The 24,640-nt window shown below is 46.2% G+C and carries 12 protein-coding genes and 1 pseudogene; 1 reads left to right on the top strand and 12 read right to left on the bottom strand.

The features are described 5' to 3' along the window. A pseudogene (locus B5D40_RS16530) lies at positions 1–263 on the top strand (hypothetical protein); the annotation flags it as partial. A gap of 4 nt (positions 264–267) precedes the next feature. Here B5D40_RS16530 and B5D40_RS11645 read toward each other — a convergent pair. The 12 genes from B5D40_RS11645 to B5D40_RS11590 all read right to left on the bottom strand — a co-directional run bounded on the left by B5D40_RS11645 (position 268) and on the right by B5D40_RS11590 (position 24,389). Then, on the bottom strand, positions 268–660 hold the full coding sequence (locus B5D40_RS11645; protein ID WP_144319693.1) for a hypothetical protein: 393 nt from the start codon (positions 658–660) through the stop codon (positions 268–270). 36 nt (positions 661–696) lie between these two features. Further along, positions 697–5,160, bottom strand: coding sequence for a protein NO VEIN domain-containing protein (locus B5D40_RS11640; RefSeq protein ID WP_158222116.1), 4,464 nt, complete (start codon positions 5,158–5,160; stop codon positions 697–699). Then, on the bottom strand, positions 5,114–5,374 hold the full coding sequence (locus tag B5D40_RS15380) for a hypothetical protein (protein WP_143394403.1): 261 nt from the start codon (positions 5,372–5,374) through the stop codon (positions 5,114–5,116). Before B5D40_RS15380 ends, B5D40_RS11640 begins: the two co-directional genes overlap by 47 nt. 38 nt (positions 5,375–5,412) lie before the next feature. Continuing rightward, entirely contained in the window at positions 5,413–6,585 is a 1,173-nt protein-coding gene (locus B5D40_RS15710; RefSeq protein ID WP_158222115.1) for a restriction endonuclease subunit S, read from the bottom strand. Positions 6,586–6,722: 137 nt separating this feature from the next. Continuing rightward, positions 6,723–7,106, bottom strand: coding sequence for a GxxExxY protein (locus B5D40_RS11625; RefSeq protein ID WP_078777036.1), 384 nt, complete (start codon positions 7,104–7,106; stop codon positions 6,723–6,725). Positions 7,107–7,255: 149 nt separating this feature from the next. Next, entirely contained in the window at positions 7,256–8,674 is a 1,419-nt protein-coding gene (locus B5D40_RS11620; RefSeq protein ID WP_078777035.1) for an AlbA family DNA-binding domain-containing protein, read from the bottom strand. A gap of 69 nt (positions 8,675–8,743) precedes the next feature. Then, on the bottom strand, positions 8,744–10,411 hold the full coding sequence (locus tag B5D40_RS11615; protein ID WP_078777034.1) for an N-6 DNA methylase: 1,668 nt from the start codon (positions 10,409–10,411) through the stop codon (positions 8,744–8,746). Next, positions 10,412–13,642 (bottom strand): type I restriction endonuclease, encoded by a 3,231-nt coding sequence (locus tag B5D40_RS11610; RefSeq protein WP_078777033.1) that lies wholly within the window; start codon positions 13,640–13,642, stop codon positions 10,412–10,414. It abuts the gene before it with no gap. Between the two features lie 961 nt (positions 13,643–14,603). Beyond that, positions 14,604–16,013 (bottom strand): sigma-54-dependent transcriptional regulator, encoded by a 1,410-nt coding sequence (locus B5D40_RS11605; protein ID WP_078777032.1) that lies wholly within the window; start codon positions 16,011–16,013, stop codon positions 14,604–14,606. A 9-nt stretch (positions 16,014–16,022) separates the two neighbouring features. Beyond that, positions 16,023–16,403 carry a response regulator gene (locus B5D40_RS11600; RefSeq protein WP_158222114.1) on the bottom strand — a complete coding sequence of 127 codons (381 nt, stop codon included), beginning with the start codon at positions 16,401–16,403 and terminating at the stop codon, positions 16,023–16,025. Beyond that, positions 16,396–18,639: an ATP-binding protein gene (locus B5D40_RS11595; protein ID WP_078777030.1), complete on the bottom strand. Its 2,244-nt coding sequence runs from the start codon at positions 18,637–18,639 to the stop codon at positions 16,396–16,398. Before B5D40_RS11595 ends, B5D40_RS11600 begins: the two co-directional genes overlap by 8 nt. Before the next feature lie 20 nt (positions 18,640–18,659). Then, positions 18,660–24,389, bottom strand: coding sequence for a glycoside hydrolase family 9 protein (locus B5D40_RS11590; protein ID WP_078777029.1), 5,730 nt, complete (start codon positions 24,387–24,389; stop codon positions 18,660–18,662). Positions 24,390–24,640 lie beyond the last annotated feature (251 nt).

Genomic DNA, 24,640 nt, shown 5'->3' with positions numbered 1-24,640 from the left:
AAAAGGCTCACAAGCTTTTTTGCAAGAGGGCTGGCATCGAACCAATCAATGGTCACTTGAAGAGCGACCACCGCATGGGTCGCAACTTCTACAAGGGAATCTTTGGAGATATGCTCAACGCAAAGCTTGCAGCGGCAGCGTTCAACTTCAAGAGGGTCATGAGGCGCTTTTTTGTTCTGTTGGAATGGCTATACTGTTGCTTCCTTTGCCGGGAAGGGGTGAATAAAAATGGCGAACCTCCTTATCCTGCGCTCGCGAAGTGACTTTTTAAGGGTCAACTAAATAATTACGAGCATCGATAAATTTTGCAAACTTTGATTTTGCGCGGAGAAGCCTTCCCTTGCCCTCAATTTTATAGTCTGTTTTAAAGACGAATAATCCTTGCTTTTCGGCATCTTTAAAATCTTTATTGCTGCGGGGCGTATAAATGGCATCAAGCATTTCGGCACCAACAAATCCCAGCGAACGCTTATCATCTTTCTGCTGTTGCTCGACACTCTTCTTGACCGCATTCAAAAGTTCTTTTGATGTTTTCCCGACCCAAATACCGCCAGCGTGCTTATGCATCCAACGTAATTTCAACTCTATGGAATTGCATACATAAAGAAGCCTTCCCAGAAAGTCAAAAACTTGGGATTGCGAACGTCCTTCTGATGGCATAGTCTCTTTCTTCATTGAACAAGGTAGGGAGGAGGGTTAATCTTTCTTTAGATAAATTCTAACATTCTGATATTCCATTGCGAATTCCGCGCTGTCTAAAAAATTTTTGGGAAGGACATTTATAGAGGGATTCATTTTGGGGTCATCTATTTTAAAATTACCGACATAAATAATCCTATATTCATCCTTTTCATTGGCAAGATGCTCTTTAGCAAAGTTAATTTCATTCGCTGACATCATAAAACTGCAATCATTTTCTTCATGACTCTTAACATCGATATACAAAAGTTTTCCATTTTTCCCTCTAAGAAGGATATCGTAACCAAGTTTGTCATCTCCATCTGTTTCTTCAATTCTTTCTGCGGCTTTAGATTTCCACTCTACTTTAAATTCTTGATTATCGAATATTTTCCTTATATCAGGAATGTTATTTTTCCGCAATTCAGTCACGACCAGTTTTTCCGCTTCATCACCTTGGTTCTGTAGATTGCTGTTATTAGGAGTTGACGGTTTATGTAGATTCTTATTAGACGATTTGCTACCGCTACTTGAAAAATGCGGATCAGAGCCTTCCAAAGTATTATCATAATTGACGGAAATATTCGCGGGAATAGATATATAAGCAGGAGCACCTTGTTTTCTTTTGGCCTCTTCTTCAAGCCATTTATTGAATCTGTCTTGAACATTTTCTACATCAAAATACAAAAGGCTCTTGATTATTGGATTTTCAAAAAAGGGCTCTACATTCACAGTGGTATTTATTGATATTCTACCGCGATTCTTTTGATATATACCATCAACATTTTCGCAACCGGTTGACTCCTTTTTACTGAAGTCAAATTCATCTATTGTATAACCAAATTTTTCTTCAAAGATATGTTTTATAGCCAATTCTGCATCAAATGAAACAGAATTTTCTACATCCGCTTTTGAAACAAGGTCAACAAGATTTTCTTTATTATTGCGGAACTGAAGTTTTGCTTCTTCATCAGCATTCTCGCAAGTAATCCACAACGCCCATTCAAACAGGTTTCTTGTTCCACTTTCTTCAAATTTTTGTTTCAATTGTTTCTTGTTATAGTCAACAACAGTAATGTTTTGCTGGTCAAGTACAGATTTTAAGTCAGAAACATCAAGATTGTTTTCCTTTAGAAAATGGAACAGTTTATCTTGTTCGGGAATACTTATTTTAATTCCAGCAAAGAGACGATCAAGAATTTTACCAATGTTAGCAACATTGCAATTTTTTTGCTGAAGGAATTTTAGGATAACATTACCTTCGGAGTTAGAGGCAAAAAATTTCAACCTGCAATCCTCCAAGGAGTCAATATATCCATGCTGTTGAATTAATCCATTTCGAGTATCATCGTCACTTCGGAATAACTCCGAGTATAGATTTATTCGCTCGCTATTTTCTGTATTGAGAACCTTTTGAAGGAGATCGCCTATGGCGACGGATAAAGAATATTTGTTTAGTTTGCCATTCCCAACATAGATGTAAAAATGCTTGTTTTCTCCCTCCAATAGATGATATTCGCCTTCTTCCAATTCAACTATATTTCCTTGTTCATCTCTTAATTTCGAAACCAAATTAAGTTGTAGATTTCTGAATCTTGGAATCATGGTATTCTGCAGAGAGTCTACTAAAAGGCTCAAAACAAAAGGCACATATTTTTGCCATTCCGACTGAAAGTCAGAGTCTAAATCAGAAATATCTTCGTCTGATGGTTCTATATTTTTTTCCCAATCCAAATTATAAGGTGAAATTTTGAATATTTCAGTAATGGAGTTTATATCACCATTTTTCAGATTGACATCAAATAGAAATTTTCGTAATGGGTTCAAAACAGAAGAACCGCTGAAGAAAATATCTTTGACAGGCTTGTAGGAAGAATCATTTTTACATAAAAGCATGCCCGTTTGTTTAAAATTTTCTCCTTCCTGGCTATTTCTGTATTTTTCTACATAGGATTTATCCCTACTTAGGGTTTGAATGCAGTTACTATAAATGGAATGTGAAAATTTGACGCTTTCTGAGATGTTTTCCAATGATGGAAGTTTAAGAAGCAGATTATAGAAACTCTTTGGAGAAAGATTCAAATAACTCGAATTGCATCCTAGACTCTCGAAAAGATACTTTAATGTATTTTCATCAAAGTCTATTTCTTTACAAATATTTTTCAAATATTCGTCAGTGATAACTTCGGATAAACAGACCGTCTCTAAAGGGTTTCTTGATGCAAATTTGCATTCCGATGGTGCATACTTTTTCTTACTTTGGCCAAGAGAAATCCATGGCGTAAAAGAAAAGACATACCAAAGAAAATTTTTTGCTGTAACATCTAGCGTTCTATCGTTAAGTTTTTTGGAAGTTGGTTTGTAATAAATTGTTACTCTTTCTTCGGGAACTAAAAGGTGTCGAATTATTTCCCCAGAATTATCTTTCTTGCCACAAATCCACCTTAAGATTTCTACTGTTGGAATTTTCTCTAAGATATCGTATATTTTCGCAATTGTTATTGTGGATACTGCACTAAGAACTCTTTCTTCTGCATTTCCTTCGGCATTTGTCGATTTATATAACTGGAGCCTCCCATATTCGAAGTATTTCTTTTCACAATCCTTTGAAGTTGAAGAACAATATAAATTCTCTTGAATTATTTCAGGCTCCTTGGCAAACTTGAATCGCTTCAAAAAAAGCATTAAACCGTTCTTTTCCTTGTTTTCTCCATCAAAGAACAATATTGAAGGTTCACATAATTCCATCTTCCCCGCAGCTTCAAGAAAAGGAATGAAGGAGTTGTTCTCGTATGCTTTCCCAAGAAAGATATCTCTTGCGCAACGGACATTCTTATCAACACATGGGAAGATTTCATCAGAATCTGTTAAACCATCAATTTTGTCATTCTGACGGACCCAACGGATAAATTCAACTGCTCTTTCATAATCGTTGTCAATGGCAGTTTTTAATGGGATGATTAGCGAATCGGCGCTGTATTCTCTGAAGGTGAATATTTTGAGACTGGTCAAGTAATTGATGACTTCTCTTTTATCCTCTTTTCCTTCTGTTTCCCTATATAATTTTTCAATTTCAATTGAATCATCTCTATTTAGTATAAGAACGTTGTGCCATTTGGGAATAGACGTCAAATCTTCAGAAGGAGGGAAAAATATTTGCTTATTGGTGGACGTAATCCAGCACCCATCCTGGTCCTTTATGATTTTTGGAATATAATACGTCTCTTTGAAATGGTTCAGCCACCATCTGAAGCATTCTATTCTTTGACGGCTATCCCATTGCTCTGAAACGCTGTCAATAATGTCTTTGATATCTTTCGAAGAAAATTTGTTGTCTTTACCAATCAATTCTTCTAGAAAATTTGAAACTCTTTTATCATCAATGGCCTTGCATAGTAATCCAAACTGAGTTCCTTTAAAAAAGGAAGGGAAAGAATTGTAAATGCGAGGGCATCTGTCAATTGTAATAAACTCCCCGTTGACATTCAACAATGATAGTTTTCTTGAACATAAAGTTTTGTACTGCTGCTGAACAGACCAGATTTTCCATGCAACACCATTCGGAGTCAAAAGTTTTGCTACAGTATTTCCATATTTTTTCTTAGTGAAATTTTCTGTAACAACTTGTACATAGAAATCCATCAGTTTTTCAAAAATTGTTGTATTCAGTTGGTCGTTCTGAATGGTACTTCTATTTTGCTCTAGCAAGAAGGTCGCGTGAAGAAGTGCAGAAACCGGACTTTTCTCATTTCTTATCGGGAAAAATGTATAGAGACAACACTCAAATGGATTGAAGTCACAAGGTATTGCAACTGATATTTTAAGAAGAGCATCAATACCTTTATGCACTATTTTTTCATCGTCTCGTTTGAAATTATAGAAGGATCGTTCCTCTACAACGGCGCCATTGTTTTTGTAGTCAATTTTTTTGAGACGAACCTTTTTTAAACCATTTTCTTTTGTTGATTCTCTTTTGAACCCGTAAAAATCCGAATTGGTTTTTATAGAGATTTTCGTTATGTTCTGCAAAAAAAGCAAAACATTAAAATCAAACTCCTCAATTTGATTTTTCACATTCCATTCGTCATTTTGCGTGTCAGGATCAATTACTATTTCTATGGTTGTATCGTAATGAGGTTCTAATCTATTTTCAACCCAGTACGGAGCCCAAAGAATAGGGAATGTTATTTGAGGCTTTGCGTTTATTTCGTCGCGAATGTTTTGAAAATTGGCTTTGAGATATTCCAACTGTTCTGCCGCAAATTTTTTTGAAAAACCAAAAGAATAGTCTCCAGAAAAAATTTTTAGTTCTTGCGCCCAATTTAAAATCGAACGGAATCCTATCCCCTTGTTACCGATATATTGCAAGCCCTTTCCGCTAACATTGCCTTGGCTCAATCTTTCTACAGAATCTTTATCAAAAGCCGCACCCTTATTAGATATCCGTAATACATATACCCCTATATTCAATAAGTACATCATTTTGGAGTTTTTGAGCTGTTTCAACACCAACATAAGCATCGTCCGCATTTTGAACCAATTCTAGAAGTTCTCGTCCATGATAACTCTCTGCAAGCGATTTATCACTATTGTATTTTTCGGTAAGATTCTTTTTTGTTGGATGATTTGTAAACATGGCCAGGCTATCTTTGAGCATGGTCTCGATGTGTTCTTTTGCAAATTCTTGGCTGGTCATTTTAATTTCAATTATTTTTTTACAATTTTAAATGCATTTTAGCAGACTTCCACTTGGCCGGTCATGAGGAGCGGGAGGAGGGTGTTGCGTTGGGTGGTTAAGGTTTCGATTTGTTTGGTGTTTAGTTGCACTTTTTTAAACAAGGGCGTTACCTGATTGTTGAAAGTCTCTAAAGTTTGAGAGTCTGGCAACATTATCGAAATTGTGTTTAGATATCCTGAAGTCATGCTCGGAACTCCTGTACCAGAATTCCGTGCCATAAAATCAATATCTCTTACTGAGTAATAAATGTATTTCCCGTAATACGGTTTATTCATTACAGAATAAAACATCGTATCAACAGTCCAAAATTTTTCATCAACATACATCACGTTATTAAGCGTTCCCTTACGAGGAATCAACACACTTTCACCATCATACAAAAACGAATCAACCTTGCGCATTAATCCGCCTGAACCATAAACAGCAAAAGGACCATCTTTTAAGTGCTTATGATCCTTGCCATTCTTTATCGTAAGCAAATCTCCAAGTTTCTTCACTTCCCAATTTGCAGGAATATTCCGGTTGAGGGTTTTGTTGTAGGTGGTTTGGTGGTCGGCGCATTGGAGGAAGGTGTAGTCGTAGATTGTTTTGGCGGTTTGTTCCAATATGCGATTCTGGGCTCGAAGATTTTCAATTCGTTTGTCAATATTACAAAGAAAAGAAGCAACTTTCTTTTGAATCGGCATATCGGGAAATTCAAACTCCAACGACTGAATATCGGATGGATTCAAAGAAGGATAAGCAGACACTGCCGTATCCGCGATAGTTCCCAAATATTCAGTTACTTTATCTTGAATAAGCAACAAATACAAATAACGCGCATCAATTACGTTTTTGAATTCATCCTTTACATCAATGGTCGCAAATCCAGTAGATACAATTGTATTTTCCTTTGGGGATTCCAAAAAACCGTAATGTTTCAAGCGAGGTCTTACGGTAGAATACAATATCGTCTTGTCAAAAACTCTTCTTTGAGCTCGGCTTGGAGCCTCTTTTCTTGACAGAACCTGTTTTGGCCCGAAGATATTCTCCGTTAAACTGCCCGTATCCAAATACTCAATAACGTCCATCGAATCTTTTTTGGAGAGCGTTTGTTTATTTATATCAGCAATATCACCCAGCTTATACTTCTTCATTTCCATATTCAACTTCACCTGATTTTTTTTCACACGGATTCGGAAAATCTAACGGTTTTCCTGATTGAGATACTTTTTCTTTTCAATAACAATCATAATATCATTCTCCCTAATTTTCCGTTAGGAAAATCGAATCCGTGAGGCCTTATTAAAACCATCTATTTTTCTGGTTAATTTTCCTTTTTGAAATTCGTTACCCTTTCCCATTTTAACGAAGTCTCGCCAAAATTTACCAACAATCCAATATCCTTTTTCGCAGCGTTCAAATAATTCAATACTTGAGCTTTATGCGGTTTTGATAACACACTCACAGATTTTAGCTCAACGATTATTTTGTTATAACAGATGAAATCCGCATAGTATTCTTTTTTCAGCAGTTTCCCCTTATAATAGACCGGGAGCAATTTTTCCCTCTCATACGGAATGCCTTGCATTTTAAATTCTTCTTCCAAGGCTTCTTGATATACGGCTTCAAGAAATCCATGGCCTAATTCGTTATGGACCTCAAAACAAGCCTTTAATATTTTTCCCGTTTCGTTCTCGTTAATTATCATACATTCTCCTTGATTTTCCGTCAGGAAAATCGAATCCGTGTGGCGTCGTATGCGGCATGTTTTTCCTCTTCATGGATTCTATCGCCTCTTCGAGACTCCAGAATGACAGAGAACTAATTTTCGTTTCCTTGATTCGGTCATTTTCCAATTTATTCTCCATCCTTGATAATCCAATATCCGTTCTTTTTTCCTCCAACATATTCAATCAGTCCAAGTTCCTTCAAAACAGCAAAATGTTTCTTTACCGCTCTTGATGTCAAGCCGATGACTTCAGCGATATCCGCCGAAGTGGCTCCGGGGTTCTTTTTCAGTTCTTCGAAGGTTTTTAGAGCCCCGTCAGAAATCTTTTGGGGAACTTTTGGGGAACTTTTTGGGGAACTTTTTGGGGAACTTTTTGGGGAACTTTTTGGGGAACTTTTTGTTGATTTCCGCGTCCTATAGATAGTCGCAGTAAAGAATTCTTCATCGGCAGAATAAACGACTTCATTCAAGCCGCTTTCTTTGCAGAGTTCCCTGATTCGCTTTATTCCCGTCCCCCACTTTTCAACGATTCCCATTTTCAAGAATACATCCGCAACCAGTTCATTTCGAATACTGGAAATTCCTGAGAGCATCTTTTCCATGGTCAGGCCGCCATACAGTCCACCCGGGTTTGTAATTTCAATGCGGTCATCGAAGATGCAAACCTGAATATTCGAATGCGCCAGGTAGTTCCGGTGCATCACGGCATTTACAATAAGTTCACGGATTACTTCAACAGGAATTTCGGGAATGTCCTTCCGATACAAGCCCTTAATCTCGGCTCCGATATTTATATGCTGCAAAATAAAGTTATAGGCGTTTTCAATTTGTTCGTAAATCGGGCCGTCAAATTCCTTGCGGTCCAAAAAGAAAACCTTATCCGTTCCCTTGAAAACACCGCACTGGATACGGGCAAAATGCAAATCGTTTTCAGCCAGCAACCGATACGCAACAGATGGGAGCAATTTGCCATTTTCTTCTTTGAGGAGGCCCCACCCAAGCATATTTTCAAGTTTCACGGAGCGTTTTTGGCTGTATTTGCCAACAACCTGGCAAAGATTTTTTACGGCATTTTCATTTGCGGGAGCGTGTCTTTCAAAAAGTTTGTCGTAAGATTTTCCTTCACCCCAAAGGACCAGTTCCTTTATCTTTTCTCTTTCGGCTTTTCGCGTGGTTGCCGCCACACGGATGTAAACGCCATCCAGGCTTCCTTCGGCTTTCAAGTAATACGGCTGGTTCTGGCCGGGGAGAATTTCTGTGATTACAATCGTTTTGTCTTCTATGGTTTCAAATGTGATACGCGGATTTATTTGCGGCTGAATGGAATCGCTAATCATATTGGCAAGGGAATCCATGAACTTAAAAACCTTGCCGTTGTCTATTCCAAAAACTTCAAGCGTTTTGTCGTCAACGCCAAACACGACCCTGCCACCTTTGCCATTGGAAAAGGCAACGATAGTCTTCAACAATTTTGAATCCTTAGAGGGAAATTCCCGTTTGAACTCAAGCGTCTCGGTTTCGCCCTTTTTGATCTCTTCTATGTTCATCTTCGCTGTTCCTTATGGCAATTTATTGGGGACATTTTGATTAGGGGCATTAGGGACAATTGGGGACATTTAGGGACATTTCCCCACGAATTTCATGTTGGCGAGTTGTTTCAGGATTTGCTTATCCAGTTCAACGCCTTCTTGGGAAAGCGTTTCCAGTTCCTTGGCAAAGCCCTTTATCTTGGCCTTGAATTCTTCGGGGGTAATCTCTACGTATTCCACTTTGATGTCAAAGTATTGCCCGGCACTCAGGCTGTAGTCCTTTTCCTTAATATCCTTGTAACTTACCGCAACAGAGAAATCTTCCACCGTTTTCTTTTTGCGGAAGGTGGTTACAATCTTCTCGATTTCTTCGGGGCGTAAACGGCGCTTCTGGTTGTTGCCTTCCTTGTATTCTTCGCCAAGTTTGCTGGCGTCAATCAGAATAACTTTGTCGGAATCCTTCTTGGGTGTTTTATCGAAGAACAGCACAGAAACGTTGGTGCCGGTATTTGCAAACACGTTGCTGGGCATGCTGACCACACCGCTAACAATGTGCTTATCGGTAATGTGTTCCAGAATTTTCTTTTCTACGCCGGACTTGCTGGTAATAAAACCCGTCGGGATGACGATTGCGCCCTTGCCATCGGCCTTGATGGAGTTAATCACATGCTGAATAAAGCAGGTGTAAATGGCCATTTTGGGCTTTTTGGGGTCAACATTTTTCACCTTGTTGGGGACACCAGCCCAAAAACGGACACTGTCTGCCGCCAGGGTGTCGGAATACTCAGGGAAGTCCAATTTGAACGGAGGATTGCTTACCACAAAATCAAACTTCTTGAGGCTTCCGTCTTTTTCAACATGGGCGGGTTCCAAAAGAGTATTGCCCTGCACCACATTAGGGAGGCTCCCCACCAAGTTGTTCAAAATCAAATTCAATCGCAGCATTTCGCTGGACTTGTCCGAAATATCTTGGCTGTAAATGGAGCAACGGTCTTCGCCAATCTGGTGAGCGAGCGCCATCAGGAGCGTGCCCGTTCCGGCACTGGGGTCGTAGCAAGTCGCGCCCTTGTATTCAACTTCGGGATTCACCAAAAGTTGAGACATCACTTGGGCAATGGCTCGAGGTGTAAAGTATTCGGCGTATTTGCCGCCACCGGCGTTGTTGTAATCCTTAATCAGGTATTCAAAAATGCCGCTGAAGAAGTCGTATTTTTCGTGGAACACTTCTTCAAAGTTGAATTCGGCAATATTCTTCACCAGCGCCTTGGCAAAGGCATCACGCTTGCCGATATCGGTAACGTATGGTGTAACCGCGGCAAAGATGTTCACCTTCGCCTTGCCCGAAGTCACCACCGAAAACTGGTCCTGGTTGTAGGTGGCGATATCCACCAAGGTGGAATCCAGCAGGCCCGAAAAATCGCCCTGTGTGGAAGCGTTATACAAATGGCTCAAGGTCTGGTGCGGCTTGATCAGGGGCACGCCACCGCCCATGTAAGAGAACAAATCCTCGACTTCTTCGTCGGTAAAGGAATCGTATTCAACATCCCACTTTTCGGCATTGCTCAAACGCTTTTTATAAGGCGTCTTTTGGTTTTTAGCTTCAAAGGCAAACTTATCGTTAAAGAACTTGTAAAGGAATATCTCGGTGATAATTTTGTATTCGTTGCCGCCATTGGCAAGGCCATACGCGCCCGTTGTACTTTTCAGAGAATCGATGAGGGCGATGGTTTTGGCTTTCAGTTCTTCGGTATTCATTTACGCTCCATAACTATTATACTGACGAATGTATTCATTGGAAATCAAATTGCTAATGAATTTACGGTCATCAAGACTTGCGGTTAAATCAAGGTCCATGAACTTGTGGCTTACGCTGCCCAAAATATCTTTGCGAAGTTTGTCTTCATTCTCCACGATTCCCGGATTTTTGTCAAATAGGTCATCAGCGGATTCCTTGATTTCAATAAGGCTCTTCTGAATCTCAAATTCTTCTTTAGAAAGTAAAGGTTTTTCCTTTTTATCGCCTTGGGCGCGCTTTGCATTTTCTTCTATAATTCGCTTGTGGATGCGGACAAATCGCTCGTCGTCCTTGTAATGGGCCTTCAGCACGCGGTTTTTGCGATTGATTTCCTTGATTTTGGACATCACGTCTTTCAGGTAGAAAATGCTGTCTTCGGCTTCGGTTTTGTCTTTAGGAATATAGCCGTGTTCCCTGAAGTATTTTTTGAATTCTTTAATAAGGTTAACGAACTTGTCTTCTTTCTTGTCGAAGTTGGCGTCAAACTCGGCACGAACCTTTTCGACTTCTTCCTGGAGGCTGTTGATGATTATCTTGAGTTCTTCGGAAATGCCCTTGCGGAATTCAAAATCCAGACTGTCGAGAATGGCGTTAATCATGCCGGACACATCGTCGCTGTGATCGTTGCCTTCCTTGAAGTTGATGGTCGCAATGCGGCGTTCCACTTCTCGCAGCAATACAGGGATACCGCCGGGCAACATGTTCTTATACTTGTCCTGCAATTCCTCGTTTCCGCTAGAACGGATTCTGTTGCCCAGGCCCTTGGCATCTTCAAGAATTTTACGAAGGCGGTACAACGGTTCCTTGTCATCCACATCGTCAATAACTTTGCGAAATTCCTCATAATTCTCCGTAGGGAATTTCCACAAGAAGTCCGTCAATTCGTGAATTTGCTGTTTGACTTCTTCGGGATTTTCAATAATTACCTGGCCCGGATCAGTCGGGAGGTCTAAGCCAGTATCTTCCGTAGTCTTATTCAGTTCCCGCAGGTAGCGGTCGTTGGTGGCATCAAAGTTTTCCTTGATGTCAACGAAGTCCACCACGTAGCCGTATTTGAAATCCTTGTAGGGGCGATTAACACGAGTCAGCGCCTGCAACAAATCGTGACCATCGAGCTTGCGACCAAGATATAACTTCTTCAAACGGTTCGCATCGAAGCCGGTAAGCAACATCTTGTTCACAATCAAAAAGTCTGTGGCCATGTTCTTTTTGTAATCAACAATGTATTCCTTGCGTTCTTTCTTGTCGCCCTCGTCATGGAGAATCAAGGACGCCTTCAGCGGCTTTTCAAAGAAAGAAGCATTGTAATGCATCAGCTTTTCCGCTGCCATCAATGCAATTTCTTCTTTCTTTTTTTCAATAACGCTGGCGGCAAAATCATAGTGTTCATTCCATAATTCAAAAAGTTTACGGGCCTGGTCGTTGGTTTTGCAAACAATCATCGCTCCGACGGACTTGTCGTCGCATTCTTTGCGGAACGAAGTGAAATCGTCGATGATATAATCCAGCAAGGCATTCAGATACTTGGGATGTTCAATGATAACATCCTTATCGATGTCGCTCTTTTTGACTTGAATCTGGTTTGCCGAATTATTTTCAAGTTCGTCAAGAATCCCCTGCAAAGTTTCCTTGTAGCGGGTTTCGATAGGCTCCCGCATCAACTTGAGGGTGTAACCGTCAGCAATGGATTTATCGTAATAGTAGGTGTGAATGTAATCGCCAAACACGCGCCAGGATTCCCGTTCCGCACGAAGCAAAGGCGTTCCGGTAAGCGCAAGCTTTACCGCGTACTTGTCCGCACTTAAAAGGTTCGCAAGGAAAGCACCTTCGGGATTGTAGCCTCGATGCGCTTCGTCAATAAAGAAAATCCGCTGCAAATTTGTATTGTATCCTGCGGAAATATCCACGGGAGCCTTGTCTTCGGCGAATTTCTGGATGTTCACCACGGTGATTTCCAGTTTGCCTTCGGCACTCTTCACCAGTTGCGTATTTTTAATGTCCGCCATGAGCTGGACGCGGTCTTCAACTGTCTGCACCACAAGACCGCGGGCGGAAAATTCGTCGCAAGCCTGTTCCATCAAGTCAATTCTATCCACAATGAAATAAAACTTGGCGGGAATGGACTTCCTTGCAAAATAATCGGTGAGGCTCTTTACGGAGTAAAAGGCCAAAGCCGTCTTGCCCGACCCTTGAGTATGCCAAATAATACCGCTTTTCACACCTTCATCCAGTTTTTTCCGGATGGCGAAAGAGGCAAAAAGTTGCTGGTAGCGCATGACATGTTTTTCAAGAACCTTGATCTTTTCGCCATTGTCTTTTTCCACCGTCTTTTCTACATAGGCAAAGCCATAACGAAGCAAGAACAAGAAACGTTCCTTGCCGAGTAGCGAAGTCAGAATGCGGTTCGTGGGAGTATTCACCTTGCAATTTGTAACATAATCCGGATGGCTCTTGAGGGAAACGCAATTCCTATGCTTAAGAATCCGTTTTTCTGTTTCGTCAGAAACATCCTGGTATGGATACTTGGGACCAAATTTTTCGTCTTCTTCGCGGAATACGTTGAAAAAGGCTTTTTGCTTACCAATGCAGGCGTAAAACGCGCCCTGAACAGGAACACGATTCGCATTGTCGTATTCCTGGTTGTTGCTGAAAATCATCAGCTGCGTGATGTTCAGAAAACGCCTGAAACTTTTATTGGGCAACCGTTTCTGGTTCGTGCGGTTCTGCTCGGCAACGACGCCTTCCGCGTTATTCGGCTTTTTTACTTCGATAAAGGCCAAAGGCAAGCCGTTTACAAAGCAAGTGACATCGGGGCGGAAACTGTCGTGCGTTTCTGGATTTTCACAAGAAAGTTCCGTCGTGACAAGCCAGCTATTGTTCTCCGGATTTTCAAAGTCAATCAGCTTGATTCCAGAAGTCGAAGAAAGAACCTGGTAGAATTCACGACCAAGATCGTCACTGCCCAGCTTGCTCAGTACATACTTCACAAAAATTTCAAGTTCATGGAGCTTCCGCTCTGGATTCAAGCGAACGAGTGCTTTAAGGAACTCATCAGTAAGAACGTTGTTATTTTTGTCTAGCCGACCAACCGGAGTTCCTTCGCCATAATCGGCAAAATAGGTGTAGCCCAAACGGCACAGATGAAGTGCCGCAGGAACCTGAACTCGAGTACATTCGTTAAATCTGGCCATATTTAAAAAAGAACTAATATATAAAGTTCCACCCGATTTGTCTGTGCCTATAAACTCTGGACTTTTTCGATTTCTCCTAGTTTCTTGAACACGAGTAGTGAGAGGATAGGGATTAGTGATTAGGGGTTAGGATTGAAGGGCTGACCTTCGTAAAAGTGTGCAAGGCGAATGTTGCGTCGTAAGCTTATTTGCTGGCATTACTGAACCGCAGCCGTGGAAGCAACGCGTTAACTCTGAATTTCCCTTCTCCCTTCCGTCTGCCCCCCCCCTAAAAAAAAGAAAATTTTTAATGGCGCGTTTTAGTGGAGGAGTGTGTATAATTCCCTTTAATCAGCCGCCTTCGGCGAGAGACTCCTTTCCTACTAAATAAAAGGAACTTGTATATAAAATTTCTCCCGATTAGTCTGTAAATGCAAGAGTCTTTCGCTTTCTCCTAGTTTCAACACGAGTAGTGAGAGAAAAAGAATCTCTACCGATAAAAATACGACGTTCTATTTCCGCAAGGAAACGTTCCGCTTGCCTCAAGGAGCGTAGCGGGAAGTGATTAGTGATTATTAGGGGGCTAGTCGAACGACTTGGAAGTTCTCGTGAGCCTTACCCGACGCAGCTTTGCATCCCTGGAAGGGATCCCTGAAACTTGGAATCTTTGATTCCGTAGTTGAAGTATCCCTGCAAGGGACAATTTGCCTAGGGACGCAAGCATCCCAGGCTCATGGGGTGCTAGCGTTTGCTGCTTGTGGGAAAAAATTGAAAAGTCTGGAGACTAAAGATTTAATGCTTGCACGATGAGTCGCGATAAATTTTTGAAAATGGACTTCTAGAAGCGGCTTAAAATCGAAACGCTAGAATTTGGCGCGGGGCGCAATGGGAATGCTCGTTCTGCGCCATATCGTTTTTTGTATTTGCCAGGATTTTCTGCGGCGTTTATTTCCGAAAGGAATTTGTGTGTAATCCGCAAAAGTCAAATTTCGATTTTGTGATCTTTTAGTTTGCGCCAGAGGGTCGCGCGGCTGATGCCCAGTCTTTCGGCGACTTCGGTTTTGTTGCCTTTGCAAATGTCGAGTGCGCGCAAGATGTGTTGCTTTTCCATTTCGTCCAGAGTCAGGATTTCGTTGAAATGCGGCGTGGGCAGTGCGGCGACGGGAGTTGGTATTGTCAAAGCTCCCGAAGAGGTCGCCGGATTTTTGGGAGCGGGGAGCAGGTCTTTGGTCTGTTGCAGCGGTGCCTGGCTGAGCTCGTCGGGCAGGTCCTCTAGCCGGATGGTCCCGTTTTCCGCCAAGATGACGGCGTGTTCGACGATGTTTTCGAGTTCGCGTACGTTTCCGGGATAGTTGTAGGTGGCAAGTGCCATCTGTGCAGCGGGTTCGATTTTGTGGATGACCTTGGACTCTTCCTTTTCAAATTTGAGAATGAAATACTTGACGAGATTGGGAATGGTGGCGCGGCGTTCCCGGAGCGGCGGGACGTGGATGTGGAAGGTGTTCAGACGGTAGTAGAGGTCTTCCCGGAAAGTCTTGTTCGCCATGCCGAGGGCTAGGTCCGCATTTGTCGCGGCGAGGATGCGCACGTCGAGGTAGCGGGTTTCGGTGTCGCCGACCCGGCGCGTTTCGTGGCTTTGCAAAAAACGGAGCAGTTTCACTTGGGTCGCCGCCGAGAGTTCGCCGATTTCGTCTAAAAAGAGGGTGCCGCCGTTGGCTTCTTCAAAGAGCCCCTTTTTGTCCGACGCTCCGGTAAAGGCTCCCTTTTTGCTGCCGAAGAGTTCGCTTTCGATCAGGTTCTCGGGAATGGCGCTGCAATTGACGGCAATGAAAGGGGCGTTCGCCCTTTTGGAAAGGCGGTGCACGATGCGCGCGAGAAATTCCTTGCCCGAACCGGATTCGCCGGTAATCAGGATGGAACTCGTCGTCGGGGAGACCTTGTAGAGGAGCCGCAGAATCTTTTGCATCCCGGCGGAATCGCCCAGAAGATTTTCCAGAAGATGGTCCTGGAGTTCGCGGTAATTGCTGGAATCCCTGAGCCCTTGCCGGTATTTTCGGGCGAGATCTTCCAGGGTGCGGACTTCTACCGGCTTTAGCAGATAGGAGGCTGCCCCATGGGAAATGGCGTTTTCCGCTTCTTTGGAGGTGGCGGGAGTGCAGAGGAGCACGACCTCCGCTTCCGGATTGTGCGACTTGAGAAAGCTGATGACGTCCACGTCTTTGTGCAGCAGCAAAGAAATATCGATGAATGCGAAATCAATGGGATTCTCATCGATAGTGTTGAATAGTGCCGAAGAATCGGAAACGGTGAACAGGGACACATCGGAAAGGGACCAGGCCGAGGTGACTCTGTCCAGCATTTTCCTGTCGGCGTCTGCTAACAGGACGTTCATCGGGGCGATCTAGGCTTGCTTGTGGGACTGGACGATTTCATCGACTTTGGCAATGAGATCTTTGTAGTTGGGCGGCTTGGAGAAGATGGAGGTGACGCCGAAATTCTTGGCGATGCTCAGGTAATCTTCGGAAGAGGTTCTTCCGCCGCCGCTGATGACAATCACGCGGTCGAGTTGGTTCTTGTTCCGAAAATCCAGAATGATGTCGAAGCCGTTCTGCCCCTGCATGATGATGTCGGTGATGACAGCGGCGTATTCGTTTTTGTCGTAGAGTTCTTTGGCCGATTTGCCGTCGGCTGCGGTATCCACTTCGTAGCCGGACATGTTCAGCATATCTTTCAGTACGGAACGAATGTCTTCTTTGTCGTCGATGACGAGTACTTTATCCATGTTTTTCATCCTCTGTAGTTTTGGTCATTGGCCAATATAACTTAAATGTAGTTCCTTTTCCGATGATTGATTTGACATCGATGTAAGCATTTGCCGCTTTAATGAGCTGGAGAGAAACCGAGAGCCCGATTCCCATTCCTTCTCCCGGTGGTCGGGTCGTGAAATAGGGGGTGAAAATGTGCTTGACGACGTCGGGATTCATGCCAGAGCCCGTGTCTTCGACGGAGATGAGCAGGTAGCTGCCCACCGGAATCGTGGAATACGCAGTGACGATTTTTTCGGGAATGTCGATTTTTTGGCAGCTGTAGGTCAGCGTGCCGCCGTCTTTCATGGCGAGAATGGCGTTTTTCCCCATGTTCAGCATGACGCGGTGGAAGTCGGTCGGATTGCCGTAAGCGGTCATGTCGCTGGAGGAATTCTTGATGATTTTGATGTTGGGCGGGAGTGTCGCTTGCAGGGATTCTTCGATTTCGTCGAATACGAGGGAGACGTTGAAATGCGCAAACGTTTTTTCTTGGTCGCTCTCCCGGGCTTTGAGATGCTCGTAAGTGCGCTTGACCAGATCCGTCGCGTTGTTCAGCGAGTGCTGCATTTTTTCCAGATACTGCTCGGCTCTGGCGGTTTCGGCGTTCTTGGGAAGGGTCGTCTCGGCGAGATCCCGGTATCCGATGACGACGGCGAGGATGTTGTTGAAATCGTGCGCGAGCCCACCTGCGACGTTGCTCATGTCTTCAAAATTGGAGGCCTTGAGCAGATTTTCTTTCAGCTGGTTTCTTTCTTCTTCGAGGGCGTGGAAGTCGGTGGTGTCCTCGATGAGTCCCAGAATGCCGTCCACGCGGTTCGCTTCGTCGAACATGGGAATGCAGATGTGCTTTTCCCAGCGCTTTTTTCCGTTCGGGTCGATGTGCGTTTCGTTTCTGACGGCGATTTTCCCCGGCGATTGCAGGGCCTGCTTTTCCAGGTCGGTAAAAGGCGGGTCGTCTATCTGGCTGATTTTATATCCGCGTTCCTGAATATCTTTTTTGTTTTGCTGGGAATAGGAACCGATTTGCTTTTTGGACCAAAGGCGGATGGGCAGATAGTCCAGCAGGGATTGCAGGAAAAGGCTCTGGCTGCGGTTGAGCTTTTGAAGGCTGAGGAAGCGGGCGTTGATGGAATTGAGATTGTCTTGGAAGGCTTTTTCGAGGATGCTGTTCTTCTGTTTGCTCTCTTGGCTTTTTTGCATGTCGTCGAGGTCGATTCTGTAGCCGATAAAGATGTTGTTGGAATATAGCGGACTTACCGAAACGGATGTGGCGACATTTGTCTTTTGAATGATCGCCGGGATGTTGTGCATTTCGTTCAAGGGCAGGATGGATGGAAAAAAGTAGCTGATCGGTTTTTGCAAAATCGCTTTGCTGCCGACGCCGAACATCTGCAACGCCGCACGATTGGCGAGTTCCACATTGCCGTTGGAATTCAAAATCAGAACTCCTTTTTCCAAACTTTGGACGATTTCGTTTAGAATTTTGGGCAAGTCCATTTCGGTCTTGCTGATGGCGAAAATGGAGAAGAATAGGGTGACGGTGATGATGAATAGAAAAATGGAAGCGCTTTCCGCATAAATGAACAAACCGAATGCGGGCAAAATCGCATCCAGCAAAAAGCCGGCGATAATGGAAGTTGCGCAAATGGAAAATACGATGCGGTAAATGCGGTAAGCGTTTGTGCGAATGGATTGGTAGGCGATGATGGCGGCGAGGGCGACGGGCAGGACCAAAAACAGGAGGATGGCGATGTTCGCGAATTGGGAATTTTCGGCGGTGTAACCGTACCAGTTCAGGGTGATTCCCGTGTAGAAATATCCGGAAAATCCGGTGAACAGGCAAAGAAGAATGCCGAGCAGATTCCAGCCGTTTAAAAAGCGCTGCACCGTTTTCCAGCCCGGGCGCAGGTTGTTTCCGGCAAGATCGATGATGATGCAGAAAATCGCGTAGCCATATTGGATCCAGCAAAAAACGCCGAGAATGTAAATGACCATTCGGGTGGAATCCGCGATATACGAAGCGGGCAGCTGTTCGAGGAACGCCAGGGAATTCCACAGGATGTTCAGGAGCAAAAGATAGACGAGCCTTTTTTGCAGCTGCTTGGCGAATGTGTTGGAAAGGATGGCGATCAGGAGCATCGGCAAAAGGACGATGCTGATTAACAGGGAAATCGTCCCATGTAGAAAGTGGATGTCGAATTCAAAATCCATGCCGCTGCCCTAGACCGTGCTCACTTTACCCGCCGAATGCCGAAAGTCTGCGTTTTGGTGTAGGAGTCTTTGGAAGAGAATCTTTGAACGATGTCTTCGCCCAGAGTCTCGTCCGGAATGAATTTGGCGTCGATGTCGATTTTGGCGATATAGGCTCCGGTTCCTAGCGCGCGTCCGTGTTCCGCAACCAGTCCCTGGGTGCAACGCGTCAGCCATTGCAGGCGCATGACGACTTTGTTGTCGCTGGAAAGGTATTTGGGCGTCAGGGAAAAGTCCTGCTTGAAACGGTTTACGGCAGAACCGAGATTGGTGTAGAACGGAATGTCGAATTGGAACTGGACCAGTTTCCAAGCCGGCGACGTGCCGACGGAAGTGCCGCGGGGAATTCCCATATCGATGTCGTAGAGCATCCCTTCAAAAATGTAGGCGTTGGTGTCGGCACTGAAAAGGAAGGTGTTCTTTTCGTAGAAATCCCATTTGCGGGTTTCCTGGTTCAAGACCACCAGCCGGAAAGGAGGCGCGTCGCTTTCGCAGCTCTCGGCATTTTCCGAAGAGATGTCGGATACGGGCTTGTGCGGGCGGACGTGGAAGGTGATGTGCGGATTCCCCGAACCGGAAACGGTCGCCCACGGATTTTCTGGAGAGGGCTTGTTTCCGCTTTTGTCGAGGAATACGCTAGCGTCCTCTGGCGCAAAGCGGATGCGGTCGCCTTCCTGGACGGCGGTTTCCGCATCCTGGTCGTAGAGCATGGTAAAGGACGAAGTGGCTAGATTGTAGCGGTATGCGGCGACGCCGATAGGACCGTTGCGTTCGCGCTGGATCAGGGTTTGCAGGGTGTCTCCGATGGCGAGGGGTTCGCTGGCTTCGACAAGCAGGGAGAGGAAGGTTCCCGCGTTTTTAACGCTGCCGGCGACGACGATGGGACCCGTCAGGTCTTCGGCCAAGGAGGAATCCTTTTCGTAATTGGCTCCGCTGCCTTTGTGCTGCGTCAAAAGTCCCGCCCCGATCAGATCGCCGCCTTTGGAGGAAAGCCCGGAATAGTTGCCGTTCGTGTTGCCGAATTTAAATGGCGAAGGCATTTGGGCGACGGCTTCGGCCCTGTCCTGAGACCAGTCCAATGCGCTTGTCCAGAGGGTTTCGGGAACGGCGCTTCCAAAAATGACGGAGATGCTGTCCGGCGCGTGCTTGGAATCCACAGGGGAGGCAAAGTTCATGACGACGTGTTCGGCTAGGCCGTCTCCATCGGCGTCCGAGATGCTCGCGTATTTGAGGGGGATGGGCAAAATCTTGAGGGTGAACGGCAGGATCGGTGGCTCGCAGACTGTCGAAATGCCGTTGCCCGATTTGTCCGTAATCGTGGCGGAAGCAAGGAGCTGCCCGCGCATTCCTTCCGTAATGACGGAGTTCCCGCTGGCGTCAAAGGAAACCGTCCATTCCCACACGTTCATTTCTTCGTTGTAAATTTTGGAATTGGTTACGCTGGGGGTCGTGCTGAGCGGGTTGCCGTCGGCATCGAAGAGCGCGAGCGGCCAAGAGGTTCCCGGAGCGGAAATCGGTTCGGAGAACTGGATGTAAATCTTGTCGGCAGTCGCGCTTTCCGAGCGTTCCAAGACGGAGAGCGAAAGGACCGTCGGCGAAATGCCGTCCGTGTAAATGTCCTGGCTGGTTTCTGTTTTTCCGGAGATATTGCTTTCAAGGGTTATCCATCCTTCGGGATTCGCATAGATGGCGTTGTCTTTCGGGGTAAAGGAAACGGTCAGCAGGCTGTCGTCGATGGAGGCTTCTGTCGCTTGAACTGTATCGCCGCGGTAGCCGAACGAAACCGATTGGAAGGATTGCCCTTCTTGGTAAGAGGAGGTCAAAATAATCTGGAGCTTGTCGGGAATGTTGTCGCAGTCCGAGTCGAGCATTTGTGCGGAACCGATAATCGGCCACGGGGGAAGTTCTTCAATCAGCAGGAGAGCCTTTGCCGAAGTGTAATTGTATTTGGTGCTGGACGAGGCCGCTGTCGCATAGAGCCAGGTTTCCAAAGGCGTGTCGCTGGAAACGTAGAAGGTCGCCTTGCCCGCGGAAAGCGTCAGCGTGGTCGTGGCGATGTTGGCGGTGGCGCTCGTGTAGAAGAATGCGGAACCGTTTTCCAAAGAAAGAGTTACGGTGATATCGTCGTCGGTAATCGGCGTGCCGGTGGAATCGTATAGGGTTACAATCACTTGGGTGCGTTTGCCGATGTAGGCCTTTGCCGTATCCACATTGAAAAGCAGGTAGCGTTTTTCAAGGGGAGTCACGATGGAATCCCATTCCGCGTTGGTGCGGACCACTTTGCAGGCGCAGTCGTAGCTGCCGCTCTTGTTCGCCCCGTGATTGTGCCAGCTCACCCAGTCTATCATGTTGTTGCCGTAAGCGAGGTTTTTGGAAAGGCTAAAAATGAAGTCGTCGTATTTTTTCACATATTCGGTGTTTGCAAAATACGAAACGCCGTTGCCTTCGAAATCGTCGAGGAAGCCGGAAGGCGAAACCGTGCTTTCCCCGGAGAATGTCGCCGTGCGCGCGGTGTCTTCAATGGAAGTCGCGGGGGAGACGAATGGCGATTGGAAGTCGAGGGTCAGCGTGCGGAAAATCGTGAGGTCGCTGGAAGAGGGATCGTAGTCGGGAGCATAGCCGTAAATGTGCGAACCGTGATAATAGATGGTCACATAGGGGTTCTTGGTGTAGGCGATTTCCTTTTGCCCGTTCACGTCTTCGAGGAATGTCGATTCGGAGCCTTTATAGAGCGGGCCTTTGGTCAAGTCGATTCCGGCGAAACGCTCCGGGTCCGAGCTTTCTGTGTGCGGGCGAAGAGACCACGAGCCTTCGATGTCGCCGTAGGTAGCCCCGATGAGCTGCATTTCAAACTGGAAACTGCTCGACACGCCGATGGTGCCGTTCAAGAGGACGGGCAGGTAGTAGCCGCCGCTTGTCGCATCAAAAACCGCGGTTCCGTAAGAGAGCGTCATGGAACTCATGTCGTCGTAGGAAACCTTGACCAGCTGCCCCCAGCCCGTTGCCGAGACGCTCTTGGTCAAGTAGAACCGGAGTTCCACGTCGGAATAGGGAATGGAATCATTGTTGGTCACGATGACAAAGAACGTGTTGCAGCTTTTCCAGTCGGTGCAACTGCTGTTCTTGTTCGCCGGCTTCACGTGTACGCGGAAATCGACCATTGTCGCTTCGGCGGAAGTGGTAAAGCTGTATGTGGAATCGCTGGTCGCTGTTCCCGAAGAGACTTTGAAGTAGTAAGTCGTTCCGGCGTCGAGTCCGGTAAGATATCCTTCGTGGAAGCGGACGGCTTTGCCCGAATCGGCGGCAAGGGATTGGGATAGGGTGGATGCGCTTGTGCCGTATTGCACCGTGCCGTTCAGAGCCTTGTCGCCCGTCCACCAGTAAATGCGGGCGCTGTTGTTGGTGACTTGACAAATGGTGACACCCGAGATGTTCGCGTCCGTGGCGACTTGGGTCCAGTTGTACCATTGTCCGTGGTTGTCGTCGGTGGTGTAATTCTTTTTCACATCGTGCCCGACAAGGTAGAAGTAATACGTCTGTCCCGGCGTGAGTCCGTTGATGGTGACGCTTCCGCCGACTCCAGCGATAGCCGTGATGGAATCGACTTTGGCGGCGTCCGGCGAAATGCCGTAATACACGGTCACAATCGCGCGTTCGTCTGTGGACCAGCTGACAATGGCCGAAGTGTCGGAAATCGCCGTCCCCTGGATGTTGGAAAATAGCGGCCCATCGACGTCTTCGGGAACTTTTTTGGAAAGGCTGAGTCCCGGAATCACAAATTGCGAAGAGAAGTCGATGCAGGTTTCCGTTGCCGTGTAATCGTTCCAGTCGTCTTTCAGCGTTTTATGCGGCGCGGAGCCTCCCATAAGTGCGCCCTTTGGACAGCGGTATTCGTAGGGGAGTGCGCCAGCGTTGTAGCCGTCCGGATTGGATGCTCGGTTGTGCGGGTGGTTTTCGTTCCGGCTGCCAGCTCCCATGATGAAGGAAAGTCCCCAGGGGTTTGCTCCCATGTTGTAATAGAAATTGTCCAAGGCCACGTTGAGGTATTGCTCGTCCCCGGTCATGTCGTAAAGCATGAATACGGCGTTGGCGGCTCCCATATTGTAGCGGTTGAATCCCCAGTCGCTGGACGTCCACACCAGATTGTAGGGCGGGACGACGGTGAAGCTGCCGTAGGGATTGGTGCTGACGGTCGAGTCGCCTTGAGTGCCGTCGTCGGTGAGCCGCGTCATCGTGGCGATAAGTCGGGTCAGAAGGGTGTCTCTCTCGCTGCTGGAAATTCCGTAGCTCTGCGCTTTGGCGACCGTCGGAAGGATGAGCTTTGCAAAGGCGAAAAGAACGTAGGCGTGGACGTTTTCGTAGTCGGTCATCCAGCCGCCCGGATAGAATCCGCTCTGGTGCCCCATGTAACCGCCCCGGAAATAGGGAAGATTGTAGCGGTAATTGTCCGCGTTGTCGTTGATGGCGGTATTCTTGTAAAGGTCGAAGGCGTAGGTCGTATCCTTGGTCGCATACCAGAGCGCGAGGGCTGCTGCGGCTGCATCGTCGTAAAGGGGGCCGCCTCCCGTGTAAAAACCGAGCAACTCGTCGGTGTTTTTCCCAGTGGGATTGGGTGCGATGATGTTTTTGTAGATATCCTTGGCGGCGGCGATCAGGGAATCCGAATAGCGGTCGGTTTCGTACATCTCCCAGCCGACGGCAAAGAATGCCATTGCGGCGGCATACATTCCGGCGGCGTTCGTGCCCGCACCTTTAGCGACAGGACGGGGGGCACCTCCTTTTGCCGGGCTTTGGGCGTCCTGGTGCTCGGGAACGTCCCAGAACTGGTGGTCTTCGCTGCCGACTCCCACGGAATGGTACATGTCTCCTTTTTCAATCAGCCCGTCGGCCTTGGAAGCCTTGTAAAGCTTGTAGATAAAGTCCACGCCCACCTTGGCTTCCCAAAGAATATCGGGAATGCCGTCCGTTGTCACCGTGTCGTTGTAAGAAGCTCCGTAATGGTCTTCGGCCCGTTCCGAATAGACGTTGTAGGCAAGGGCGAGGGTCATGGCCGTATAGCCTAGGGTCTGGCTCACTTTGAAATGGTCTCCGCAGTCGTGCCAGCCTCCGGTTAGGTCGTGCCCGATGGCGGAGCCGTCTTTGACATGGCAGGCACCGTGCAGCTGGGAATGCGTGTTTCCGCAACGCTGGATTCCAAAAAATTTCAGAGTGGTTTCAAAAACCGCATTGAACAGGTATTCGTCGATGATGAATTGAAACGAGGTGTCTTGCCCGACGACGAGGAAATAGGTTCCCGGCGCAGTCAGATTGGAAAAATCCGCGGTGTAGAGCTGTTCGGTGCTGCTGGAAAGGGAATCCGCCGAACCGAATTCATAGACGGAATTGATGGAGTTGAAAGCCCCGTTCACCCAGATGTTGGGACGAGGCCAGGTTCCGACCGACTGGAGCGATCCCTCGGCGACGGCGATGCCGTTTGAAGCGTCGATGACTTTGAAGGTACTGGCCGTCGGGTTGGCGACAAAGGCGTGCTTGTGGGCATCTGAAGGGCGAAAACCGATTTGGTTCACCCGGATGACGGGACGGTCGTAAACATTCAAACTGTCCAGAAAACGACGGCTGCAAGTGTCGCAAGTAAAATCGATTTGAGGAATCCGATCGTCGGCAAAAAGAATTGTTGCAAAGCTTAGCAGAATAAGAATCAGCCGCTTCATTTGCGCTCCTTTGGGATTTAGACAAACACTCCATTTAAAGATAGTTTTTTCCGGAAATGCGCTCCGTTTTCAAAGCGATGTCAAGGGGGGTGGCGAAACCAAGTTCGGGTAAAAAAAAGGGGAATTTCTTCTCGCTGACTGCGAGGTGCTCGCTTACCCATGAGTCTTGGGAACTTGTTCCCTTAGACGAATTGTCCCTTCCAGGGATACTTCAACTACGGAATCGGAGATTCCTAGTTTCAGGGATGCAA

Origin of the sequence: Fibrobacter intestinalis (assembly GCF_900167415.1) — a bacterium.
In the GTDB taxonomy this organism is placed as follows: domain Bacteria; phylum Fibrobacterota; class Fibrobacteria; order Fibrobacterales; family Fibrobacteraceae; genus Hallerella; species Hallerella intestinalis.
Note: the sequence above shows the minus strand (reverse complement) of the source record. Positions and strands in the feature narration are given on the sequence as shown.

Excerpts from the sequence above, each read along its gene's own strand:
- B5D40_RS11625 (WP_078777036.1), bottom strand. The coding sequence starts at position 7,106 with ATGATAATTAACGAGAACGAAACGGGAAAAATATTAAAGGCTTGTTTT.
- B5D40_RS11590 (WP_078777029.1), bottom strand. The coding sequence starts at position 24,389 with ATGAAGCGGCTGATTCTTATTCTGCTAAGCTTTGCAACAATTCTTTTT.
- B5D40_RS11595 (WP_078777030.1), bottom strand. The coding sequence starts at position 18,639 with ATGGATTTTGAATTCGACATCCACTTTCTACATGGGACGATTTCCCTG.
- B5D40_RS11600 (WP_158222114.1), bottom strand. The coding sequence starts at position 16,403 with ATGGATAAAGTACTCGTCATCGACGACAAAGAAGACATTCGTTCCGTA.
- B5D40_RS11615 (WP_078777034.1), bottom strand. The coding sequence starts at position 10,411 with ATGAATACCGAAGAACTGAAAGCCAAAACCATCGCCCTCATCGATTCT.
- B5D40_RS11610 (WP_078777033.1), bottom strand. The coding sequence starts at position 13,642 with ATGGCCAGATTTAACGAATGTACTCGAGTTCAGGTTCCTGCGGCACTT.
- B5D40_RS11620 (WP_078777035.1), bottom strand. The coding sequence starts at position 8,674 with ATGAACATAGAAGAGATCAAAAAGGGCGAAACCGAGACGCTTGAGTTC.
- B5D40_RS11645 (WP_144319693.1), bottom strand. The coding sequence starts at position 660 with ATGCCATCAGAAGGACGTTCGCAATCCCAAGTTTTTGACTTTCTGGGA.
- B5D40_RS11605 (WP_078777032.1), bottom strand. The coding sequence starts at position 16,013 with ATGAACGTCCTGTTAGCAGACGCCGACAGGAAAATGCTGGACAGAGTC.
- B5D40_RS11640 (WP_158222116.1), bottom strand. The coding sequence starts at position 5,160 with ATGATGTACTTATTGAATATAGGGGTATATGTATTACGGATATCTAAT.
- B5D40_RS15380 (WP_143394403.1), bottom strand. The coding sequence starts at position 5,374 with ATGACCAGCCAAGAATTTGCAAAAGAACACATCGAGACCATGCTCAAA.